Source organism: Streptomyces fumanus, assembly GCF_014655295.1.
GTDB lineage: Bacteria > Actinomycetota > Actinomycetes > Streptomycetales > Streptomycetaceae > Streptomyces > Streptomyces fumanus.
The window spans coordinates 302,917-321,237 of record NZ_BNBI01000005.1 but is presented as its reverse complement, the minus strand read 5'-3'; the positions used below and the strand labels follow the sequence as shown (position 1 = coordinate 321,237).

Genomic DNA, 18,321 nt, shown 5'->3' with positions numbered 1-18,321 from the left:
CGTCCGGGGGTCAGACGCCGAACGGGGCGGCGTAGCGCACGGTGCCCGCGGGCAGCGGGCGGGCGGGGTCCAGGGTGAGGGCCATCAGCGCCTCGTCCGGCACGTCGAAGGCGACCCCGATGCCGTGCGCGGAGGCCCGGCCGAAGCCGAAACGCGGGTAGTACGCGGGGTGCCCGAGGACGACGACGTGGTGCTCGCCCCGCCGCCGGGCCGCGTCCAGCGCCGCCCGTACGACCGCCGAGCCGGCGCCGGTGCGCTGCCGCTCGGGCCGGACCGCGCACGGCCCCAGGCAGAGCGCCGGGGACTCGCCGATGTGGCAGCGCGTCAGCAGGGCCTGGGCGACGGGGGTCCCGGTGCCGTCCACCGCGACCAGGGACAGGCCCTCGATCCACGCGTCCGGGTCGGCGCGCAGCGCGTCCACGAGGTCGGCCTCCAGGGCCGTGGGGAACGCGGCGCGGAGCACCTCCCGGATCGCGGGGACGTCGGCGGGCGTCTCGGGGCGGGTGATCCAGGGCTGCGGCATGGCGGTCCGTTCCTGCGGTGACGACTGCGACGGCACGCCACCGTAGCCGTACACCGTCGCCCACCGACACCGGGTTTCCGCGAGGGCCGCTTCACCGGCTGCCCACCGGGCGCCGGGCAACTGCGAGGGCCTGCCCCGACCGTCCACCGGACGCCGGGTGACAGGCCGCCGCGAAGGCCGGTCCGCCGCTCGGCCACCGGGGCCGCCACGACAGCCGGTCCGCCGCTCGGCCACCGGGGCCGCCACGACAGCCGGTCCGCCGCTCGGCCACCGGGGCCGCAGGGGTCAGCGGGCGCCAGGATCAACGGACGCCAGGATCAACGGGCGCCAGGTCAGCGGGCGCCCGGCGGCACGGTGCCGCGAGGGCCGCCGCGAGACCGCCGGGCCGGCCGGAACGGCCGGAACGGCGGGCGCCCGCCCGGCTCACAGCGGTGTGGCCGCCTTCAGGACCAGGAACATCGTGACCGCCGAGTTCGCGGACGACATCACCGACACCGCGGTGCCCACGGCCGCGCCCCACGCCGCCAGGCCCACCGAGGTGAACACGGGCGGGCGGCGGCGCACCGCCGGGGCCGGGCCGAGCAGGGCCGCCACCCGGCGCGGGACCGGGCCCGGGGCGGCGAGGCCGGCCAGGGTGGCGGCGGGGGTGCCCCGGGAGACCAGGGCCGCCTTGCCGATGGCGGTCGCCACCGTGCGGCGGCTGCCGACCGCGCCGGCCGCCGCCTCGTCGGCCCACCGCTCCGCCGTGTACGACACCGCCGTGCGCAGCGGCCGCAGGAACGGGTTGGCCAGCGCGGCGAGCCGGACGGTGAGCAGGAACCGGTGGTGCCGGGCGGCGAGGTGGGCGCGCTCGTGGGCGAAGAGCGCCCGCCGCTCGGCGGGTTCCAGGCACGCCAGCAGCGCGGTGGTCACCACGACCCGGTCCCGTCGGCCGCCGGGCAGCGCGTAGGCGTACGGCACGGCGTCCGGCAGCACGGCCACCGAGGTGCCGGGCAGCCCGGCCAGCGCGCGGTGGGCGCGGCGGCGTACCCGGCCGTGCCGCCACAGTTCGCGGGCGCAGGCCGTGACGACCGCGCACAGCGCCGGGATCGCGGCCTGGCCGGCCACCTCGTCGTACGGCACGGCGGCCCGCACCTCCGGGTCGGACCAGCCGTCGGGGAGCGGGTTGCCGGGCAGTTGGGCGGTGCCCACCACCATCGCCAGGGCCAGGCAGACCGTGCTGCACAGCGCCATCACGGCGGCCACGCCGGTGAGCAGCCGGGTCGCGGTACGGGGGTGCAGGTGCTGTTCGGCGAGGCGGGCGACGGGCCACGCCGTCAGCGGCAGGACCAGCGGGAGGAAGACGAAGACCCCCATGCGGCGTCAGTCTTCCTCGTCCCCGTCGGCGGGAGTGTGGCCGAGCAGGGCGCGCAGCAGCCGTTCGTCGTCCGGTTCGAGGCCGGTGACGAAGCTGGCGAGCACGGCCTCGCGGTCGCTCTCGGCGTCCAGGACCTTGCGCATCTTGCGGGCGGCGAGGCCCGCCTGGTCCGCGGCGGGGGTCCACACGAAGGACCGGCCGGCCCGCTCCCGGGTGACCGCGCCCTTGTCCAGCAGCCGGGTCAGGATCGTGATCACCGTGGTGTAGGCGAGGTCGCCGCCGAGGTGCTCCTGCACCCAGCCGGCCGTCGCTGGGCCGTCCGCCGTGCGCAGCGCCGACAGCACCAGCGCCTCCAGCTCGCCCTGTCCCCGCCGCCGGGGACGCGGGTGGTCCGCCACGACCTGACTCCCTCCGCCGCCGTCCGTTTCCCGAAGCGCCATCGTATAGACGCCCGGACCCTCCGGACGCCGCGCCCGGACGGCCGCACCGGCCGCGCGGACGCCCCGGCACCACGTCCCGTTCCCCCGCCGGACGCCCTCCGGTCACCCGCAGGGCGCCCCGCCGACCCGCTGCGCCGTCAAGATCACCGGCGTAACTTGCTTGTCATGTCACCGACTTCAGGAGGACCCGGCGTGACCCGACACCCCCTCAGGCGACTGGCCGTCTGCGCCCTCACCGCGGCGGTCGCCGTCCTCCCGGCGGGCCCGGCCCTGGCCGGCGGCGGCACGCTGCCCGCCGTGCACCCCCGGGCCGAGACGCCCCCGCTGCGGGACGACGAGGCCGGCGGCAACGCCGACGCCGACGACCCCGCGATCTGGCGCAACCCGGCCGACCCGGACCGCAGCCTGGTCGTCGCCACCGCCAAGGAGGGCGGGCTGCGCGTCTACGACCTGGCCGCCCGGCTGGTGCAGTCGGTGGCGGCCCCGCCCGGACCGGGGGCCGACGACGCGCCCGGCCGGTTCAACAACGTCGACCTGGTGCACGGCGTGAAGCTGAGCACCGGCCGGGCCGACCTCGCGGTCACCACCGACCGGGGCAACGACCGGCTGCGCGTCTACCGCATCGACCCCGCGCGGCCGGACCGCCCGCTGACCGACGTCACCGACCCGGCCGCCGCCCCGGTCTTCTCGGCCGGCCAGGACGAGATCAACGAGCAGCGCACCGCGTACGGGCTGGCCACCTTCACCGACCGGACCACCGGCCGCTCCTACGCCCTGGTCAGCCGGCGCGAGCGCACCCGGATCGCGCTGCTCGAACTGACCCCCACCGCGCAGGGCCGCGTCGGCTACCGCACGGTCCGCACCCTGGACCTGCCCTCCGCCTTCCGGCTGCCCGACGGCACCTCCTGGTCGCCCTGCGCGGAGCCGGGCGAGGCGCCGCAGGTCGAGGGCATGGTCGTCGACCCGGACAACGGGGTGCTGTACGCCGGTCAGGAGGACGTCGGCATCTGGAAGCTGCGCGCCGACCTCACCGGCACGCCGAAGCTGCTGGACAAGGTGCGCGAGTACGGCGTCCCGGGCACCTACGACGAGAGCACCGAGGAGTGCGTCGCGGGCGCCGACCCCGGCTACGGCGGCACCCGGCTCACCGCCGACGTCGAGGGCCTGACGCTCGTCCAGCAGAAGGACGGCGACGGCTACCTGCTCGCCTCCAGCCAGGGCGACGACACCTTCGCCGCCTACGACCGCGAGACCGGTGAGGCCAACGAGTACGAGGGCGGCTTCCGGGTGACCGCCGCGTCGGCGGCGCTGGACGGCTCCGAGGAGTGCGACGGGGCGGCGGCCCTCAATCAGCCGCTGGGCTCCCGCTACCCGCACGGCCTGCTGGTGGTGCAGGACGGGCACGACGCCCCCGGCGACGGTGACACGGGCGTCACCAACTTCAAGTACGTCGACCTGGGCGACGTCCTGGACGCCCTCGACGACTGAGGCGGCGGGAACGGCGGTACGCCCCCGCCGGACGCGCGGCGCGTCCGGCGGGGGCGGTGGGGGGAGGGGGGAGGTACCGGCCGTCCGGGTCAGCGGAAGTTCACGTCGCTGCAGAAGAAGTACGTCTGGTCCATGTGCGACGCCTGCCAGATCGTGTAGACCACGTGCCGGCCGCTGTAGCCCGAGGTGCTGACCGGGATGTCGTAGTTCTGGCCGGGCGCGTAACGGCCCGTGCTGGCGACCAGTTGGAGGTCGTTCCAGGTCAGCGGTTGGGTGGTGGGGTCGAAGCCCTGCCGGGTGACGTAGACGCGGATGTAGTCGGCGCCGTGGCTGGCCTGGTCGTACAGCCGGACGGTGAACTTGCCGCCGATGTCCGTGGTCTTCCAGGGGCCCACGGCGTCCAGGGAGTTGTAGCGGCCGCTCTCGGTCCGGCCGCCGCTGCAGAGCTGTCCGTTGGGCACGACGGCCTGGAAGTTGCCGGCCGAGCCGTTGCGGTACAGGCCGTTCCAGTTCCACATCGCGTTGGGGTCCGCCTGCCATGCCTGCCAGCACATCGGGTCCTGCTGCGCCATCGCCGGGTTCTGGAAGTCGCTGCCCCAGCGCAGCCAGCAGCCGTAGTTGCGCGAGGCCGGGTCGATGACGGAGCCGTGCGCCACGGCGGTGCCGCTCCAGGGGATCAGGGCGAGCAGGGCGGCGGCGACGGCGCTCAGCGTGAGGGTGAGCAGGCGGCGCGGCCTGCTCACCCCGGTCGACGTGTTGGCGCTGGCATGACAAGCCATGGTCTCCCTCTTTCGGGTGGGGGGATGGACGGAGAGGGACTTGGGAGCGCTCCCGGATCACAGGCTGCGCCCTGTGAAACAGCGGAGCAACACGGGAATTCGCCACTTTTCGAAGGCGGTTGGCGTGTTCGACGCGGGTTTTCGACGCGACGGCGGGCGGGCCGCCTCACCCCGCCCTGATCCCGGCGGGCCGCCCGGCCGTCCCTCATCTCACGGGCGCAGGATCAGCCGGATCGGGTTGCCCTCCTTCTTCTCCAGCCGCGCGACCGCCTCGGCGGCCTCGGCCAGCGGCAGTACGCCGCTGATGGAGCCGGAGAAGTCCAGCCGCCCGTGGTCGATCAGCCGCAGCAACTGCGGCAGCGCCACCGGCATGTCGGAGCCGTAGTGGCCGAGGATGCGCTGCTGGAGGTAGCTGAAGCGGGTGCCGTCGGTGACCGTGAGGGGCTGGTTGGTCAGCCCCACCAGGACCAGCCGGCCCTGGGGCGCGAGGACGGAGACGGCCTGTTCGCGGACGGCGGGCACGCCCGCGAAGTCGAAGGCGGCGGCGATCCCGGCCCCGCCGGTCGCCTCGCCCACGGCCCGGCGCAGACCGGGGTCGGCGGAGTCGAGGGCGAGGTCGGCGCCGGCCGCGAGGGCGCGCTCCCGGGCCACCGGGTTGGGGTCGACGGCGATGACCGGGCAGGCCCCGGCGGCGCGCAGCAACTGCACGGCGTGCACGCCGAGTCCGCCGACGCCCCAGACGCCGACCGCCTCGGCGGGCCGGACCGCGCCGGTCTCGGTGATCGCGCCCCACGGCGTGGACACCGCGTCGGGGATGATCGCGCCCTGGTCGAAGGGGATCGCGTCGGGGAGCGCGGTCAGGGCGTCGGCGGCGGACAGGGCGTACTCGGCCCAGCCGCCGTCGTAGTCGACGCCGCGGGTGTAGGTGACGCCGTCGCGCTTCTCACCCGCGTGCAGGACCACGCGCTGGCCCGGGCTCCAGGCGGTGACGCCCTCGCCGGTCTCGGCGACCGTGCCGGAGACCTCGTGGCCGAGGGTGACGGTGTCGCCCTGGAGGTACAGCGGGGTGAGGGTGCCGTCGATGAGATGGACGTCGGAGAGGCAGACCCCGGCCGCCTCGACCTTGACCAGCACCTCCCCGGGGCCGGGCTGCGGGCGGGGCACCTCCTCGACCCGCAGGGTGCGGCTCGGTACGTGCAGACGGGCGGCGAGCATCCGCGCCATGACAGGACCTCCTCGGTGGCGGCGACCCCGGGCGCCCCATGCGCTCTATCGCAGGTCGACTTGCGTTAACCGTACACCTGTCGCAGGTCGACCTGCTTTAGGCTGGGCCGGTGACCGGCCCGACGACTCCGCCCCGCACTCCCCGCTCTTCCCCCGCTGCCGCACCGCCGCTGCGCAGACGCGGGGAGCGGATGCGGGGGGCCGTGCTCGCCGCCGTGGTGGAGCTGCTGGCCCGGGAGGGGCTCGCGGGGACGACCGTGGCGGCGGTCGCGCGGTCGGCCGGGGTGCACGAGACCTCGGTCTACCGCCGCTGGAAGACCCGCGAGAACCTGATCCTCGACGCGCTGACCAGCCAACTGGACGCGGCGCTGCCGATCCCGGACACCGGGCGGGTCCGCGAGGACCTGCTGCGCTTCTTCACGACCCTGGCCCAGTTGCTCGGCACGGCCCAGGGGCAGGCGCTGCTGCGCCTGAGCGTGGAGCGGGACGGCACGCTGGACGACCGGCGGCTGCCCTACTGGAGCGACCGGCTCACCCGGGCCGGCGCGATGGTCCGGCGCGGCGTGGACCGCGGCGAGCTGGCCCCGGACACCGACCCCGGGCTGCTGATCGAGGCGGTGAGCGGGCCGCTGTTCGTCCGGGTGCTGCTCAGCGGCGCCCCGCTGGACGAGCCGCTGGTGGCGGGCCTGGTCGACCTGGCGCTGGACGGGGCCCGGCCGCGCACCGGGTGACCCGGCCGCCGTCGTTTGACCCGTGTCTCGGGGGAACCCGGGCCTGGTCGCGTCCGCGCGACCGACCCGGCCGGACGGGGCCGTCCGGGACCGATGACCGCGAAGACGTTGTGGAGACCTCCATGGAGACCGACAAGCCGCTCGCGCTGGTGACCGGGGCGTCCGGTGGCATCGGGTACGAACTCGCCCGGCAGTTCGCCGAGCACGGTCACGACCTGCTGATCTGCGCCGAGGACGACCGTCTGGAGCACGCCGCGGAACGGCTGCGGCAGACCGGCGCGCGGGTCCGGACCGTCCGCGCCGACCTGCGGGAACCCACCGGCGTGGACCGGCTGATCGCCGCCACCGCCGGACTGACCGTGGACGTGGCCGCGCTGAACGCCGGGGTGGGGCAGGGCGGCGCCTTCGTGGACACCGACCCGGCCGACGACCAGTCCGTGATCGACCTGAACGTCACCTCGACCGTGCAACTGGCCAAGCCGCTGCTGCGGCAGATGGTGGCGCGCGGTGTGGGACGGATGGTGTTCACCTCGTCCATCGCGTCGATGATGCCGGGCCCCTTCCAGCCGGTCTACAACGCCTCGAAGTCCTTCGTGCAGTCCTTCGCGCAGGCGCTGGCGGAGGAGGTGAAGGACACCGGGGTCACCGTCACCTCCTTCATGCCCGGCCCCACCGACACCGACTTCTTCCGGCGGGCCGGGATGGAGGACACCCGGATGGCCGCCATGGCGAAGGACGACCCGGCGGATGTCGCCCGGCAGGCGTTCGAGGCGGTCATGAAGGGCCGGACCAAGGTGGTCACCGGCTCGGCGGCGACCAAGGCGCAGGGCGTGGCCGACCGGCTGCTGCCGGACGGGGTGAAGTCGGCCCTGCACCGCAAGATGGCGAAACCGGGATCGGCCCCGGACGGCGGCGACCGCTGAGCCGGGAGGCCGAGGCACCCCTGCCTCGGCCGCTGGGCCGGGACGGCCGAGGCGCCCTTGCCGCCGCCCCGGCCCGATGACACGATGCCCGCGCACCGACCACCGGAGAGGGCCGACCGTGACCGAGGAGCAGCAGCGAGGGACGTCCGCGGCGGCCGTGTTCGACGCGCTGGGCGCCGCGTACGAGGAGGCGTTCGCCGGGTCGGAGGCGCACCGGCGCTCCCTGGAGTGGCTGCTCGGCCGGCTCGCGCCCGGCAGTGCGGTGCTGGACGTGGGCAGCGGGACCGGACGGCCCACGGCACAGACCCTCGCGCGGGCGGGACACCAGGTGCGCGGGGTGGACGTGTCCCCCGTGATGACGGAGCTGGCGGCGCGTCAGGTGCCCGCCGCCTCCTTCCGGTGCGCCGACATCCGTGACATACCGCTGCCGGAGGGCTCCTTCGACGCGGTCTGCGTGTACTTCTCGCTGCTCCAGATGACCCGCGCCGAGCAGACCGCCGTCCTGCGGCGACTGGCGCGGGCCCTGCGGCCGGGCGGGCTGCTGGCGCTGGCGACCGTGCCGCTGGACGTGGAGGGCGCCGAGGGCGTCTTCATGGGGCAGCCGGTCCGCGTGACCAGCTTCGGCGCCGACGCGCTGACGGCCGTGGTCGAGGACGCCGGGTTCGAGGTGGCGGACCGCGAGGAGACGCTGTTCACGCCGGCCCACCCGGACGCGGTGCCCGAGCCGCACCTCTTCCTGCACGGCCGGCGCCGGTAGCCGCCGCACGCCGTGCCCGGCGGTCCGGCCGTACCGCTCGTCCTCCTCCGCGCCCCGCGCCGCGCCCGCGTGTTCCGGCGCGGCGGACCGACCACCGGAGCCGCCAAGTGACCCAGCACTCCCCCGGTCCCGGATTCCGGCCCCGGGCCGCCGTGGCCATGTCCCCCGAGGCCGCCGACGCCGTCCTCGACGCCGAGTCCCTGCGCACCCTGCGTACGCTCTGCGACCTCGCGCCGCTCCCGGCCCTGGACGACCTGTCCACGCCCCGGGCCCGCTCGGTGCTGGCCGGGGCCGACCTGCTGGTCACCGGCTGGGGGTGCCCGCCGTTGGACGCCGAGGTGCTGCGGGCGGCGCCGAAGCTGCGGGCGGTGGTGCACACCGCGGGCAGCGTCCGGGGGCTCGTCACCGACGCCTGCTGGGAGCGCGGCATCGAGGTGTCCTCCGCCGCCGCGGCCAACGCGGTGCCGGTGGCCGAGTACACCCTGGCGATGATCCTGCTCAGCGGCAAGCGGGTGCTGGAACAGGCCCGCGCCTACCGGGCGGCCCGCCGCCGGGACGACTGGCTGCGCACCCCGCGCACGGTCGGCAACCACCGCCGCCGGATCGGCATCCTGTCGGCCTCGCTGACCGGCCGCCGGGTCGTCGAACTGCTGCGCCCGCACGACCTCGACGTGCTGCTGTACGACCCGTACGTCTCCGCCGCGGAGGCGGCCGAACTGGGCGTGGAGCGGGTGGAACCGGCGGAGCTGTTCGCGCGCTGCGACACCGTCAGCGTGCACACCCCGCTGCTGCCCGCCACCCGCGGTCTGGTCGGCCGCGAGCTGATCGAGGCGATGCCCGAGGGGGCGGTGCTCATCAACACCTCGCGCGGCGCGGTCGTCGACCAGGACGCGCTGACCGACGCCGTGCTGGCGGGCCGGGTGCGGGCCGTCCTGGACGTGACCGACCCCGAGCCGCTGCCGCCGGACCACCCGCTGTGGGACTGCGAGGACGCGCTGATCACCCCGCACCTCGCCGGTTCGCTGGGCAACGAGTGGCGCCGCCTGGCCGAGACCGCCCTCGCCGAGACCGCCCGCTGGGCGTCCGGCGCCGGCTTCCTGCACCCCGTACGCCGCGAAAGGCTGCCCTTCCTGGCGTGAGCGTCCCGTCCGAACTCCCCGCCGGGGGACCGGACCTGCACGCTTGTCGGGCCCTGCCCGCCGCCGCGCCGGGCCCCGGCCGGCCGCCCGCGGTCCTGCCTCCGGTCCCCCGTGCGCCCGCGTGCGGTCGCGGGCCCGGGGCCGGGCGGGGAGGCTGGCCGGGAAAGCGGATCAGCCGAGCCGGGAGTCGTCATGAAGAAGCCGTCGTACCTGTGGGCCGCCGGGCTGGCCGTCGCACTGCTCGGGCCCGTCCCGGCGGCCGCCGCCGCCCCCGGGGACGTCACCGCGACCGAGTGCCTGCGCGGCGGCGGCCTGCTCATCATCTCCGCGGACGGTCCGGACGGAACGCTCACCAAGTACTGCCGGGGCGGCACCCACGACGGCAAGACCGTCGTCTGACCCGTCGTCCGTTCCGGGGAACCCGTCGCGATCGACGCCGCTGATCCGGTCGTCCGCGGGTACCCGCGCGCCGTCGGGACTCGTCACCCCGGCCGCGACGAGCGCGGCCGACCGGCCGGAATTCGGAGGAAAGAGACATATGAGCGAGGCCAACCCTCTCAAGCGGGTAGCCCACAAGGTCAGTGAGACCCTGAGCGGCGGCGGGCCGGAGGACGGCGTGCCCGGCAAGCCGGCCGCCGAGTCACCGTCGCTCGCCGAACCCACCGCTCCCCGTGAGCCGCTGCCGCCCAAGCCCGACCAGAGCGGCCCGGCCACCGTGTCGCCGACCGGGCAGCCGACCGGGGCCGACCAGGCGAGGATGGCCCAGTCCGGGGCGTATCTGACGACCGCGCAGGGCACCCGGGTTCCCGACACCGACCACTCGCTCAAGGCCGGCCCGCGCGGGCCCGTGCTGCTCCAGGACCACCATCTGCGCGAGAAGATCATGCACTTCGATCACGAGCGCATCCCGGAGCGGGTGGTGCACGCCCGGGGCGCCGGCGCGCACGGCGTGTTCCAGAGCTACGGCACCGCGGCCTCGGTGACCAAGGCGGCGTTCCTCGCCGAGGACGTGGAGACGCCGGTGTTCACGCGGTTCTCCACGGTGGTGGGCTCGCGCGGCTCGTCCGACACCGTGCGCGACACCCGGGGCTTCGCGACGAAGTTCTACACCAGCGAAGGCGTCTTCGACCTGGTCGGCAACAACATCCCGGTCTTCTTCATCCAGGACGCCATCAAGTTCCCGGACGTCGTGCACGCGGCGAAGCCGCACCCGGACCGGGAGATCCCGCAGGCGCAGAGCGCTCACGACACCTTCTGGGACTTCGTGTCGCTGCACACCGAGGCCACCCACCACACCATCTTCTTCATGGGCGACCGGGGCATCCCGCGCTCTTACCGGATGATGGAGGGCTTCGGCGTCCACACCTTCCGGCTGGTCAACGCCGCCGGTGAGACTACGCTGGTGAAGTTCCACTGGAAGCCCAAGCTGGGGGTGCACTCCCTGGTGTGGGACGAGGCGCAGCTCATCAACGGCGTCGACCCGGACTTCCACCGCCGGGACCTCGCCGACGCCATCGAGGCGGGCGCGTACCCGCAGTGGGAGCTGGGCATCCAGACCTTCCCCGACACCGAGGACCAGACCTTCGAGGGCATCGACCTGCTGGACCCGACCAACCTGGTGCCCGAGGAGCTCGCGCCGGTGCAGCCGGTCGGGCTGCTCACCCTGAACCGCAACCCCTCCAACTTCTTCGCCGAGACCGAGCAGGTCGCCTTCCACGTCGGCCATCTGGTGCCGGGCATCGACGTCACCGACGACCCGCTGCTCGCCGGCCGGCTCTTCTCCTACCTGGACACCCAGATCACCCGCCTCGGCGGCCCCAACTTCCCGCAGTTGCCCATCAACCGGCCGCACGCTCCGGTCAACGACATGCAGCGCGACGGCATGCACCAGACGGCCGTCCACCGGGGCGTGGCGCCCTACCGGCCCAACTCCCTGGACGGCGGCTGCCCGTTCACCGCCGGGGCGGACGCCGGGGCGTTCGTCGAGGTCCCGGTGCGGGTGCCGGAGGGCCGCAAGGTGCGCGAGGCGCCCGAGTCGTTCGCGGACCACTTCAGCCAGCCGCGCCGGTTCTGGCTGAGCATGAGCCCGGTGGAGAAGGAACACATCATCGGCGCCTACACCTTCGAGCTGGGCAAGTGCTACGAGCAGGCCGTCAAGGAGCGCACCCTCCAGGTGCTGGCCAACATCGACCCCGAGCTGTGCGAGCAGGTCGCGGCCGGCCTCGGCCTGCCGGCGCCGGAGCCGACCGTGCCGCTCGCCGACGTCGAGCCCAGCCCGGCGCTGTCGCAGATCGGCGGTACCTGGCCGACCGAGGGCCGGATGATCGGCATCGTCACCGGCGGCGACGACCTGGAGGGGGTGGCCGCCGTGCGCGAGGCGGTGCTGAACGCCGGGATGGTCCCGCTGGTGGTCGCGCCGGCCGGCGGCACCCTGGGCGACGGGGCGCTGACCGTGCAGCGGACCTTCGTGACCGCCCGGTCCGTGGAGTTCGACGCCGTGCTGCTGGCCGGGGTGCCCGGGGTGGGCAGCGACGCCTACACCGCGCGGGACGCCAAGTCCGACCCGGTGCCCTCCGGTCCCGCCACCACCGACCCGAGGGTGGCGCTGCTGCTGTCGGAGGCGTTCCGGCACGGCAAGGCCATCGGGGCCTGGGCGGGCGGCGACGCCGCGCTCCAGGCGGCCGGGGTGCCGGCGACCGCGCCCGGCGTGGTCGTGGCCGACTCCGGCACCGCCGCGCTGGAGCAGGTCACGCGGCTGCTGGGCACGCACCGGGTGTGGGAGCGGTTCAGCACCCAGGTGTGATCCCCGGCGGCGGGTGCCGCCCGGCGGGCGCGGTCAGCACAGCACGCGCAGCGCGCCGGGCAGCACCCGCGCGGTGACCGGCAGCACCGCCTCCACCTCGCCGTCCGCGCCGCAGGGCACCGCGCGGTCGGCCTCGATGCGGACCTCCCGGCCCCGGACCACCCGCACCTGGGGCCGGTGGAGGTGGGTGCCCGCCCTCAGTTCGTTCATCAGGGCGAAGAACAGCCGCTTGGGCGCGTCCCGGATCATCACCACGTCCAGCAGGCCGTCGTCGACCCGGGCGCCGGGGGCGATGCGCCGGCCGGAGCCGTAGTAGCCGGAGTTGGCGGCGACGACGGTGTAGCCGCGGTACGTGTGCTCCGCGCCGTCCACGGTGACGCGGTAGGCCGGTGCGCGCCAGGTGGCGATCGCGCGCAGCGCGCCGGTGTAGTAGGAGGCGGTGCCGCGCAGCACGCGCGCGTGGTTGGCGTGCCGGTTGGCGAGCGCGTCCACCCCGGCGTACACACTCCCCAGGACCACCGTGCGGTCGTGGACGGCGGAGGTCACCTCGACGGTGTCGACGGGCCGGCCTTCGCCGCGCAGCAGCAGCCGGGCGAGGGCGGCGGGGTCGGCGGGCAGGCCGAGGGCGCGGGCGAAGTCGTTGCCGCGTCCGGCCGGGACCAGGCCGAGGAGCGCGCCGGTGCCGCTGAGGGCGCCGCCGACGCACCCGGCGATGCCGTCCCCGCCGACGGCGAGCACCACCCGGCCCCGCCGCCCGGCCTCCCGGGCCAGCTCCCGGGCGTGCGCGAGGTCGCGGCTGTACTCCGTCTCCAGGCCGGCGCCCGCCGCGCGCAGCAGCGGGGCGACGCGGAGCAGCGCGGCGGCACCGGCCGCGCCGCCCGCGGTGGGATTGACCACGGCCGTGAACTGTCGCATCGGGGCGCCTCTTTCGGGGTGGGCGGCGGGTGAACGGTCGGCGAGGGTGGCCGGTCGGCGGGGGTGGCCGGTCGGCGGGGGTGGCCGGTCGGCACCCGTGGTCCCCCGGCGCGCGGCCGGTGCGCCGTCGGTGCGCGGCCGGTGGAGCGCCGGTCAGTCGGCGGGCAGCAGGACGCCGGGGCTGAGCACCCCGGCCGGGTCGAGGGTCCGTTTCACGGCGCGCAGCGCGGCCACCGTGAGGTCCCCGGTCTCCCGGACGTACCAGTCGCGGTGGTCGGTGCCCACGCCGTGGTGGTGGGTGATGGTGCCCCCGGCGGCGAGGATCGCCTCGTTGGCGGCGTGCTTGGCCCGGGTCCAGCGGGCGAGGGGGTCCTCGCCCTGGGCGCAGACGACCGTGAAGTACAGGGAGGCGCCGTTCTCGTAGACGTGCGAGATGTGGCACATGACCAGCGGCGGGGCGCCGGTGCCGGTGAGGGCGGCGGTGAGCGCCTCGCGGACGGCGGCGTACAGGCCGGGCAGCCGGGACCAGTAGGCGGCCGTCTCCAGGGTCTCGGCGAGGGCGCCGGCGTCCAGCAGCGCGTCGCGCAGGTAGGGCGCGGAGTAGCGGCCCCGCGCCCAGCGCGCGCCCGGCTCGTCGCCCGCGAAGGCGCCCCCGGCCGCGCGCAGCACCTCCGCCGCGGCCGTCCGGCGCCGGTGGGTGTCCTCCTCGGTGCCCTCGAAGCCGACGACCGCGAGGCAGCCGGTGTCCGCGCCGCCGGGGGCGGTGCCGAGGGCGTCCGGCTGGGCGAGGCCGACCAGGGTCTCGGTCTCGTCGGACAGCCGCAGCACGGTGGGGCGCGGGCCGTCCTGCGCGAGCCGGCGCAGGGCGTCGCCGCCCGCCGCGAAGGAGCCGAACCGCCAGCCCTCGTACCGGCGCACGCGCGGCACCGGCCGGAGCCGGACGGTGACGGAGGTGATCACCCCGAAGGCGCCCTCCGAGCCGAGCAGGAGCTGGCGCGGGTCGGGTCCGGCGGCCGAGCGGGGGGCGCGGCCGGTGTCGAGGGTGCCCTCGGGGGTGGCGAGGGTCAGGCCGAGGACCAAGTCGTCGAACCGGCCGTACCCGGCGGACGCCTGACCGCTGGAGCGGGTCGCGGCGAAACCGCCGAGGGTCGCCCACTCGTAGGACTGCGGGAAGTGGCCGAGGGTGAAGCCGTGCCCGGCGAGCAGCGCCTCGGCCTCGGGGGCGCGCAGGCCGGCCTGGAGGGTGGCGGTGCGGGAGACCGGGTCGAGGGCGAGCAGCCGGTCCATGCGGCGCAGGTCGAGGGCGACGACGGGGGCGTGCCGCTCGGGGGCGAGGCCGCCGACGACGGAGGTGCCGCCGCCGAACGGGACCACGCTCAGGCCGTGCCGGGCGGCGGCCCGCAGCACGGCGAGCACCTCGTCGTGGCCGCCGGGCAGGACGACGGCCGCCGGGGCGTCGGCGGCGTCGCCGGCCCGTATCCGCAGCAGGTCGGGGGTGGACTTGCCCCGGGTGTGCCGCAGGCGGCTCTCGCGGTCGGTGCGCACCGCGTCCGCGCGGCCGCCGACGGCGTCGAGCAGCGCGCGGCGGGCGGCGTCCGGGAGCGGGGCGCCGGGGACGGCGACCTCGGCGAGCCGGGCGGGTGCGGCGGTGCGCGGCTCGACGCCGAGGAGGTCGCGCAGCAGCCCGGTCACGGCCTCGGGCAGGGGGGTCGCCCGGGCCGGGTCGCCCCAGCCGTTCCACAGCATGTCCATGCGCGTCCTGTCCTCACCGGTCGGTACCACGGCCCCCGGCGCGTCCCGCCGCCGCGGCACCGGGCCCCGAGGGCGTTACACTGTGACACATGACGCCTATTCGTCACAACCAGTCGGGCCGGCCGAACTCCGCCGACGCCGACGCCGTGCTGGACGCCGTACGGGACTGCGTCCTGGCCGTCGGCGTGCGGCGGACCACGATGACCGACGTGGCCCGGCGCGCCGGGGTCTCCCGGATGACGCTGTACCGGCGCTGGCCGGACGTGCGCTCCCTGGTCGGCGACCTGATGACCCGGGAGTGGACCGCCGTGGCCACCGGCGCCATGCCCGGGCCGCGGCCCGGCGCGGACGCCCGGACGCTGCTGGTGGAGGGGCTGGTGGCCGGGGTGGCGGCGTTCCGCGGGCACCCTCTCTTCCGCAAGATCGTCGACGTCGATCCCGAACTGCTGCTGTCCTATGTGCTGGACCGGCGCGGCGCCAGCCAGGACGCCCTCCTGGGGCTGCTCGGCGACGCGCTGCGCGACGGCCACGCCGACGGCTCGGTGCGCGTCGCGCCGGTCGCCCGGCAGGCCCGGGCCGTGCTGCTGGTGGTGCAGTCCTTCGCCCTGTCGCTGCGGACCATGACCGACGAGGACGACCCCGATCTGACCGGCGCGGCCTTCCTGGGGGAGCTGCGCACCGTCCTGGAGAGGACCCTGACGCCATGAGCGCCTCCCTGTCGGCAGCGCGCCGCGCCCGTGAACTGGCCGCGTCCACCGCGGGCCCGGCCGTGGACGTCCTGGTCGTCGGGCTGGGCGCGACCGGCGCCGGGGCCGCCCTGGACGCCGCCGCCCGGGGGCTGAGCGTGGTCGCCGTGGACGCCGACGACCTGGCGTTCGGCACCTCCCGCTGGAGTTCCAAGCTGATCCACGGCGGGCTGCGCTACCTCGCCTCCGCCCGGTTCGGCGTCGCCCACGAGAGCGCCGTCGAGCGCGGGGTGCTGATGGAGCGCACGGCACCGCACCTGGTGGCCGCCCAGCCGTTCGTGCTGCCGCTGACCCCGCTGGTCGCCCGCGGGCAGGCGGCGGTGGCCTGGACGGGTCTGCGGGCCGGTGACGCGCTGCGGCTGGGCGCCCGCACCGCCCGCGCCACGCTGCCCGCGCCGCGCCGCCTGACCGCCGTGGAGACCCGCCGGCTCGCCCCGGCGCTGCGCTCCGACGGGCTGCGCGGCGGCCTGCTGTCCTGGGACGGCCGGCTCACCGACGACGCCCGGCTGGTGACCGCCCTGGCCCGGACCGCCGCCGCGCACGGCGCCCGCGTCCTGACCCGGGTCCGGGTGCTGGAGCTGACCTCCTCCGGCGCCCGGATACGGGACGGGCTCACCGGCGAGGAGGGCGAGATCCGCGCCCGCGCGGTGATCAACGCCACCGGGGTGTGGGCCGGCGGTCTGGTGGACGGCATCCGGGTCCGGCCCTCCCGCGGCACCCACCTCGTCCTGCGGGCGGAGCGGCTCGGCCCGCTCCCGGCCGGCCTGCACGTCCCCGTGCCCGGCGAGGGCAACCGCTTCGTCCTCGTCCTCCCGCAGGGCGACGGCCGGGTCTACGTCGGGCTCACCGACGAACCCGTGACGGGCCGCGTCCCGGACGTCCCGGAGCCCCCGGAGACGGACATCGGGTTCCTGCTCGACGTCCTCGGCTCGGTGCTGGAGGTGCCGGTGCGCCGGGAGGACGTGGTCGGCGCCTTCGCGGGCCTGCGCCCCCTGCTGGACACCGCCCCGCGGGGCCGGTCGGGCGCCGCGCCCCGCACGGCCGACGTCTCCCGCCGGCACGCCGTGCTGACCTCCCCGGACGGCGTGGTGACGGTGGTCGGCGGCAAGCTGACGACGTACCGCCGGATGGCCGAGGACGCCGTGGACGCCGCGGTCGCCGCCCGCCGGCTCACCGCCGGGCCCTGCCGCACCGCCGCGCTGCCGCTGGTGGGCGCCGCCGCGCCCCGTGTACTGGCGGGACTGCGGGCCCCGGGCCGGCTGGTGCGCCGCTACGGCACCGAGGCCCCGGCCGTGCACGCCCTCGCCGCCCGCGACCCCCGACTGGGCGCGCGGGTCCTGCCGGACCACCCCGTCACCGGCGCCGAACTGCTGTGGGCGGTCCGCCACGAGGGCGCCCTGGACGAGGCCGACCTGCTGGACCGCCGCACCCGCATCGGCCTGGTCCCCGAGGACCGCGCCGCGGCCCTGGCCACCGCGCGGTCCTTCCTCGCGGACGAGGGGGCCCCGGGGGTCTAGGAGTCCTCCAGGGCCCGGCGCACCTGCGCCTCGACCACCTGGGCCGTCTCGCCCCGCTCCCGGATGTAGTCGTTCATCGCGGTCCGCCAGTCGCGGTCCAGGTCCCGCCAGGCGCGTACGGCGGTCTCGTAGGTGTCCGACTGCCGGGCGGTCCACTGCTGCTGGGTGGGCGGCCCGTACGCGTCGCGCAGTTCCCGCACCCGGCTGTGCGCCTGGTCCGCCGCACGGCGCTTCTGGACGAGTTCGTCGAATGTGTGAGCCACACGAAAAGAGATTAATCACACACCTGTGCTTTCGCGCGCCGAACCGGTCCTCCACAAGTTGCCCACCGGGGGCCCTCGGACCCTTAACATCATGGTCACCAATCCATGGGCCGGACCTGTACGAGAAGTGAGGAAGCGTGGCGGACACCGAGGGAGCGGCAGTGCCGGAACGGCTGCTGATCACCCGCACCACCACTGACGACGGCGTCTGCGTCGTCACCCTCGCGGGGGAAGTGGATCTCGACGGCAGCGCTCAGCTCCGCGACGTACTGCTGTCCGGTCTGGAGGGGTCCCGGGGCGCGGTCGTCGACCTCGCGGAGGTGGGCTTCATGGACTCCAGCGGCATCAACGCCTTCATCGCCGCCCACCAGGCCGCCGAGGCGGGCGGGAGCTGGCTGCGGCTGGCCGCGCCGAAGCCGGCCGTGCGGCGGGTGCTCCAGCTCGTCGGCGTGGACGCCCTGATCGCCTGCTACCCGACCGTCGACGAGGCCCTGGCGGGCTGAGTCAGCCCAGCGGCAGACGGGCGTACACGGTCTTGCCCCGGTCGTGCGGCTTGGTGATCAGCTCGTCGCAGAGCCGGGTCACGATCTCCAGCCCGTGCCGCCCGACCCGCGCGGGATCGGGGGGCAGGAACGTGGGGAAGCCCTCCCCGGTGTCCGTGACCGCGATCTCCACCTGGTCCTCCACCAGGGCCAGCCGCAGCCGGCAGGGCCCGGGGGCGTGCCGCGCGGCGTTGGTCACCAGTTCGCTGACGACCAGGCGCGCGGTGTCCAGGAAGCTCCCGGGCACCTCCACGCCCGCCTCCCGGAGCCGGGCGGCGAACGCCTGGACGAGGTCGCGGGAGGCGGGGATCATCCCCGATCCGCCGGGAAAGTCCACCGCCGTGGACAGCACCGAGGAGTCCACGGCATCGGGTCTGCGCGCCGGAGTCATTACAGGGTCTCACCGTCCGGTCCGAGGGCCG

The 18,321-nt window shown here is 75.9% G+C and carries 19 protein-coding genes; 10 read left to right on the top strand and 9 right to left on the bottom strand.

The window, feature by feature from the left end; translation table 11 throughout:
• Positions 1-10: 10 nt before the first annotated feature.
• The 3 genes from IE316_RS13270 to IE316_RS13260 all read right to left on the bottom strand — a co-directional run bounded on the left by IE316_RS13270 (position 11) and on the right by IE316_RS13260 (position 2,278).
• Entirely contained in the window at positions 11-523 is a 513-nt protein-coding gene (locus IE316_RS13270) for a GNAT family N-acetyltransferase (RefSeq protein WP_190204468.1), read from the bottom strand.
• 423 nt (positions 524-946) lie between these two features.
• Complete coding sequence (locus IE316_RS13265) at positions 947-1,879, bottom strand: M56 family metallopeptidase (RefSeq protein ID WP_190204467.1); 933 nt, start codon at positions 1,877-1,879, stop codon at positions 947-949.
• Between the two features lie 6 nt (positions 1,880-1,885).
• A complete protein-coding gene (locus tag IE316_RS13260) occupies positions 1,886-2,278 on the bottom strand; it encodes a BlaI/MecI/CopY family transcriptional regulator (RefSeq protein WP_190204466.1) in 393 nt (130 codons plus the stop codon).
• Between the two features lie 234 nt (positions 2,279-2,512).
• Between IE316_RS13260 and IE316_RS13255 the strand changes: the two genes are divergently transcribed.
• The gene (locus IE316_RS13255; protein ID WP_229910373.1) at positions 2,513-3,808 is read left to right on the top strand and encodes a phytase; all 1,296 of its coding nucleotides are present in this window, start codon (positions 2,513-2,515) and stop codon (positions 3,806-3,808) included.
• A gap of 89 nt (positions 3,809-3,897) precedes the next feature.
• On the opposite strand, the gene IE316_RS13250 is transcribed toward IE316_RS13255, so the two are convergent.
• Together IE316_RS13250 and IE316_RS13245 are read right to left on the bottom strand one after the other, a co-directional pair.
• Positions 3,898-4,587 carry a lytic polysaccharide monooxygenase auxiliary activity family 9 protein gene (locus IE316_RS13250; RefSeq protein ID WP_190204464.1) on the bottom strand — a complete coding sequence of 230 codons (690 nt, stop codon included), beginning with the start codon at positions 4,585-4,587 and terminating at the stop codon, positions 3,898-3,900.
• A gap of 210 nt (positions 4,588-4,797) precedes the next feature.
• The gene (locus IE316_RS13245) at positions 4,798-5,811 is read right to left on the bottom strand and encodes a zinc-binding dehydrogenase (RefSeq protein ID WP_190204463.1); all 1,014 of its coding nucleotides are present in this window, start codon (positions 5,809-5,811) and stop codon (positions 4,798-4,800) included.
• Positions 5,812-6,002: 191 nt separating this feature from the next.
• Here IE316_RS13245 and IE316_RS13240 point away from each other — a divergent pair, with 191 nt between their 5' ends.
• The 6 genes from IE316_RS13240 to IE316_RS13215 all read left to right on the top strand — a co-directional run bounded on the left by IE316_RS13240 (position 6,003) and on the right by IE316_RS13215 (position 12,164).
• Positions 6,003-6,542, top strand: coding sequence for a TetR/AcrR family transcriptional regulator (locus tag IE316_RS13240; protein WP_190204645.1), 540 nt, complete (start codon positions 6,003-6,005; stop codon positions 6,540-6,542).
• A 122-nt stretch (positions 6,543-6,664) separates the two neighbouring features.
• Positions 6,665-7,465, top strand: a complete 801-nt coding sequence (locus IE316_RS13235) for an SDR family NAD(P)-dependent oxidoreductase (RefSeq protein ID WP_190204462.1) — start codon at positions 6,665-6,667, stop codon at positions 7,463-7,465.
• 76 nt (positions 7,466-7,541) lie between these two features.
• Positions 7,542-8,222 carry a class I SAM-dependent methyltransferase gene (locus IE316_RS13230; protein WP_190204461.1) on the top strand — a complete coding sequence of 227 codons (681 nt, stop codon included), beginning with the start codon at positions 7,542-7,544 and terminating at the stop codon, positions 8,220-8,222.
• A 107-nt stretch (positions 8,223-8,329) separates the two neighbouring features.
• Entirely contained in the window at positions 8,330-9,361 is a 1,032-nt protein-coding gene (locus IE316_RS13225; RefSeq protein WP_190204460.1) for a hydroxyacid dehydrogenase, read from the top strand.
• A 192-nt stretch (positions 9,362-9,553) separates the two neighbouring features.
• Positions 9,554-9,760: a hypothetical protein gene (locus IE316_RS13220; protein WP_190204459.1), complete on the top strand. Its 207-nt coding sequence runs from the start codon at positions 9,554-9,556 to the stop codon at positions 9,758-9,760.
• A 139-nt stretch (positions 9,761-9,899) separates the two neighbouring features.
• Positions 9,900-12,164, top strand: a complete 2,265-nt coding sequence (locus tag IE316_RS13215; protein ID WP_190204458.1) for a catalase — start codon at positions 9,900-9,902, stop codon at positions 12,162-12,164.
• A 33-nt stretch (positions 12,165-12,197) separates the two neighbouring features.
• On the opposite strand, the gene IE316_RS13210 is transcribed toward IE316_RS13215, so the two are convergent.
• Both IE316_RS13210 and IE316_RS13205 read right to left on the bottom strand, forming a co-directional pair.
• Positions 12,198-13,079 carry a diacylglycerol/lipid kinase family protein gene (locus tag IE316_RS13210; RefSeq protein WP_190204457.1) on the bottom strand — a complete coding sequence of 294 codons (882 nt, stop codon included), beginning with the start codon at positions 13,077-13,079 and terminating at the stop codon, positions 12,198-12,200.
• A 153-nt stretch (positions 13,080-13,232) separates the two neighbouring features.
• On the bottom strand, positions 13,233-14,831 hold the full coding sequence (locus IE316_RS13205; RefSeq protein WP_190204456.1) for an FAD-binding oxidoreductase: 1,599 nt from the start codon (positions 14,829-14,831) through the stop codon (positions 13,233-13,235).
• Positions 14,832-14,920: 89 nt separating this feature from the next.
• On the opposite strand from IE316_RS13205, the gene IE316_RS13200 reads away from it, so the two are divergent.
• Together IE316_RS13200 and IE316_RS13195 are read left to right on the top strand one after the other, a co-directional pair.
• A complete protein-coding gene (locus tag IE316_RS13200; RefSeq protein WP_190204455.1) occupies positions 14,921-15,538 on the top strand; it encodes a TetR/AcrR family transcriptional regulator in 618 nt (205 codons plus the stop codon).
• Entirely contained in the window at positions 15,535-17,094 is a 1,560-nt protein-coding gene (locus tag IE316_RS13195) for a glycerol-3-phosphate dehydrogenase/oxidase (RefSeq protein ID WP_190204454.1), read from the top strand. Before IE316_RS13200 ends, IE316_RS13195 begins: the two co-directional genes overlap by 4 nt.
• Here IE316_RS13195 and IE316_RS13190 read toward each other — a convergent pair.
• A complete protein-coding gene (locus IE316_RS13190) occupies positions 17,091-17,357 on the bottom strand; it encodes a hypothetical protein (protein ID WP_190204453.1) in 267 nt (88 codons plus the stop codon). The two genes, IE316_RS13195 and IE316_RS13190, sit on opposite strands and share 4 nt — an antisense overlap.
• Positions 17,358-17,494: 137 nt before the next feature.
• On the opposite strand from IE316_RS13190, the gene IE316_RS13185 reads away from it, so the two are divergent.
• Complete coding sequence (locus IE316_RS13185; RefSeq protein WP_190204452.1) at positions 17,495-17,860, top strand: STAS domain-containing protein; 366 nt, start codon at positions 17,495-17,497, stop codon at positions 17,858-17,860.
• Position 17,861: 1 nt separating this feature from the next.
• On the opposite strand, the gene IE316_RS13180 is transcribed toward IE316_RS13185, so the two are convergent.
• Positions 17,862-18,263, bottom strand: coding sequence for an ATP-binding protein (locus tag IE316_RS13180; protein WP_229910372.1), 402 nt, complete (start codon positions 18,261-18,263; stop codon positions 17,862-17,864).
• Positions 18,264-18,321: the final 58 nt, after the last annotated feature.

Bases quoted from the DNA above. Each gene is read 5' to 3' on its own strand.
- IE316_RS13210 (WP_190204457.1), bottom strand. From the start codon at position 13,079: ATGCGACAGTTCACGGCCGTGGTCAATCCCACCGCGGGCGGCGCGGCC.
- IE316_RS13195 (WP_190204454.1), top strand. From the start codon at position 15,535: ATGAGCGCCTCCCTGTCGGCAGCGCGCCGCGCCCGTGAACTGGCCGCG.
- IE316_RS13270 (WP_190204468.1), bottom strand. From the start codon at position 523: ATGCCGCAGCCCTGGATCACCCGCCCCGAGACGCCCGCCGACGTCCCC.
- IE316_RS13240 (WP_190204645.1), top strand. From the start codon at position 6,003: ATGCGGGGGGCCGTGCTCGCCGCCGTGGTGGAGCTGCTGGCCCGGGAG.
- IE316_RS13230 (WP_190204461.1), top strand. From the start codon at position 7,542: ATGACACGATGCCCGCGCACCGACCACCGGAGAGGGCCGACCGTGACC.
- IE316_RS13220 (WP_190204459.1), top strand. From the start codon at position 9,554: ATGAAGAAGCCGTCGTACCTGTGGGCCGCCGGGCTGGCCGTCGCACTG.
- IE316_RS13205 (WP_190204456.1), bottom strand. From the start codon at position 14,831: ATGGACATGCTGTGGAACGGCTGGGGCGACCCGGCCCGGGCGACCCCC.
- IE316_RS13265 (WP_190204467.1), bottom strand. From the start codon at position 1,879: ATGGGGGTCTTCGTCTTCCTCCCGCTGGTCCTGCCGCTGACGGCGTGG.
- IE316_RS13250 (WP_190204464.1), bottom strand. From the start codon at position 4,587: ATGGCTTGTCATGCCAGCGCCAACACGTCGACCGGGGTGAGCAGGCCG.
- IE316_RS13245 (WP_190204463.1), bottom strand. From the start codon at position 5,811: ATGGCGCGGATGCTCGCCGCCCGTCTGCACGTACCGAGCCGCACCCTG.
- IE316_RS13215 (WP_190204458.1), top strand. From the start codon at position 9,900: ATGAGCGAGGCCAACCCTCTCAAGCGGGTAGCCCACAAGGTCAGTGAG.
- IE316_RS13200 (WP_190204455.1), top strand. From the start codon at position 14,921: ATGACGCCTATTCGTCACAACCAGTCGGGCCGGCCGAACTCCGCCGAC.
- IE316_RS13235 (WP_190204462.1), top strand. From the start codon at position 6,665: ATGGAGACCGACAAGCCGCTCGCGCTGGTGACCGGGGCGTCCGGTGGC.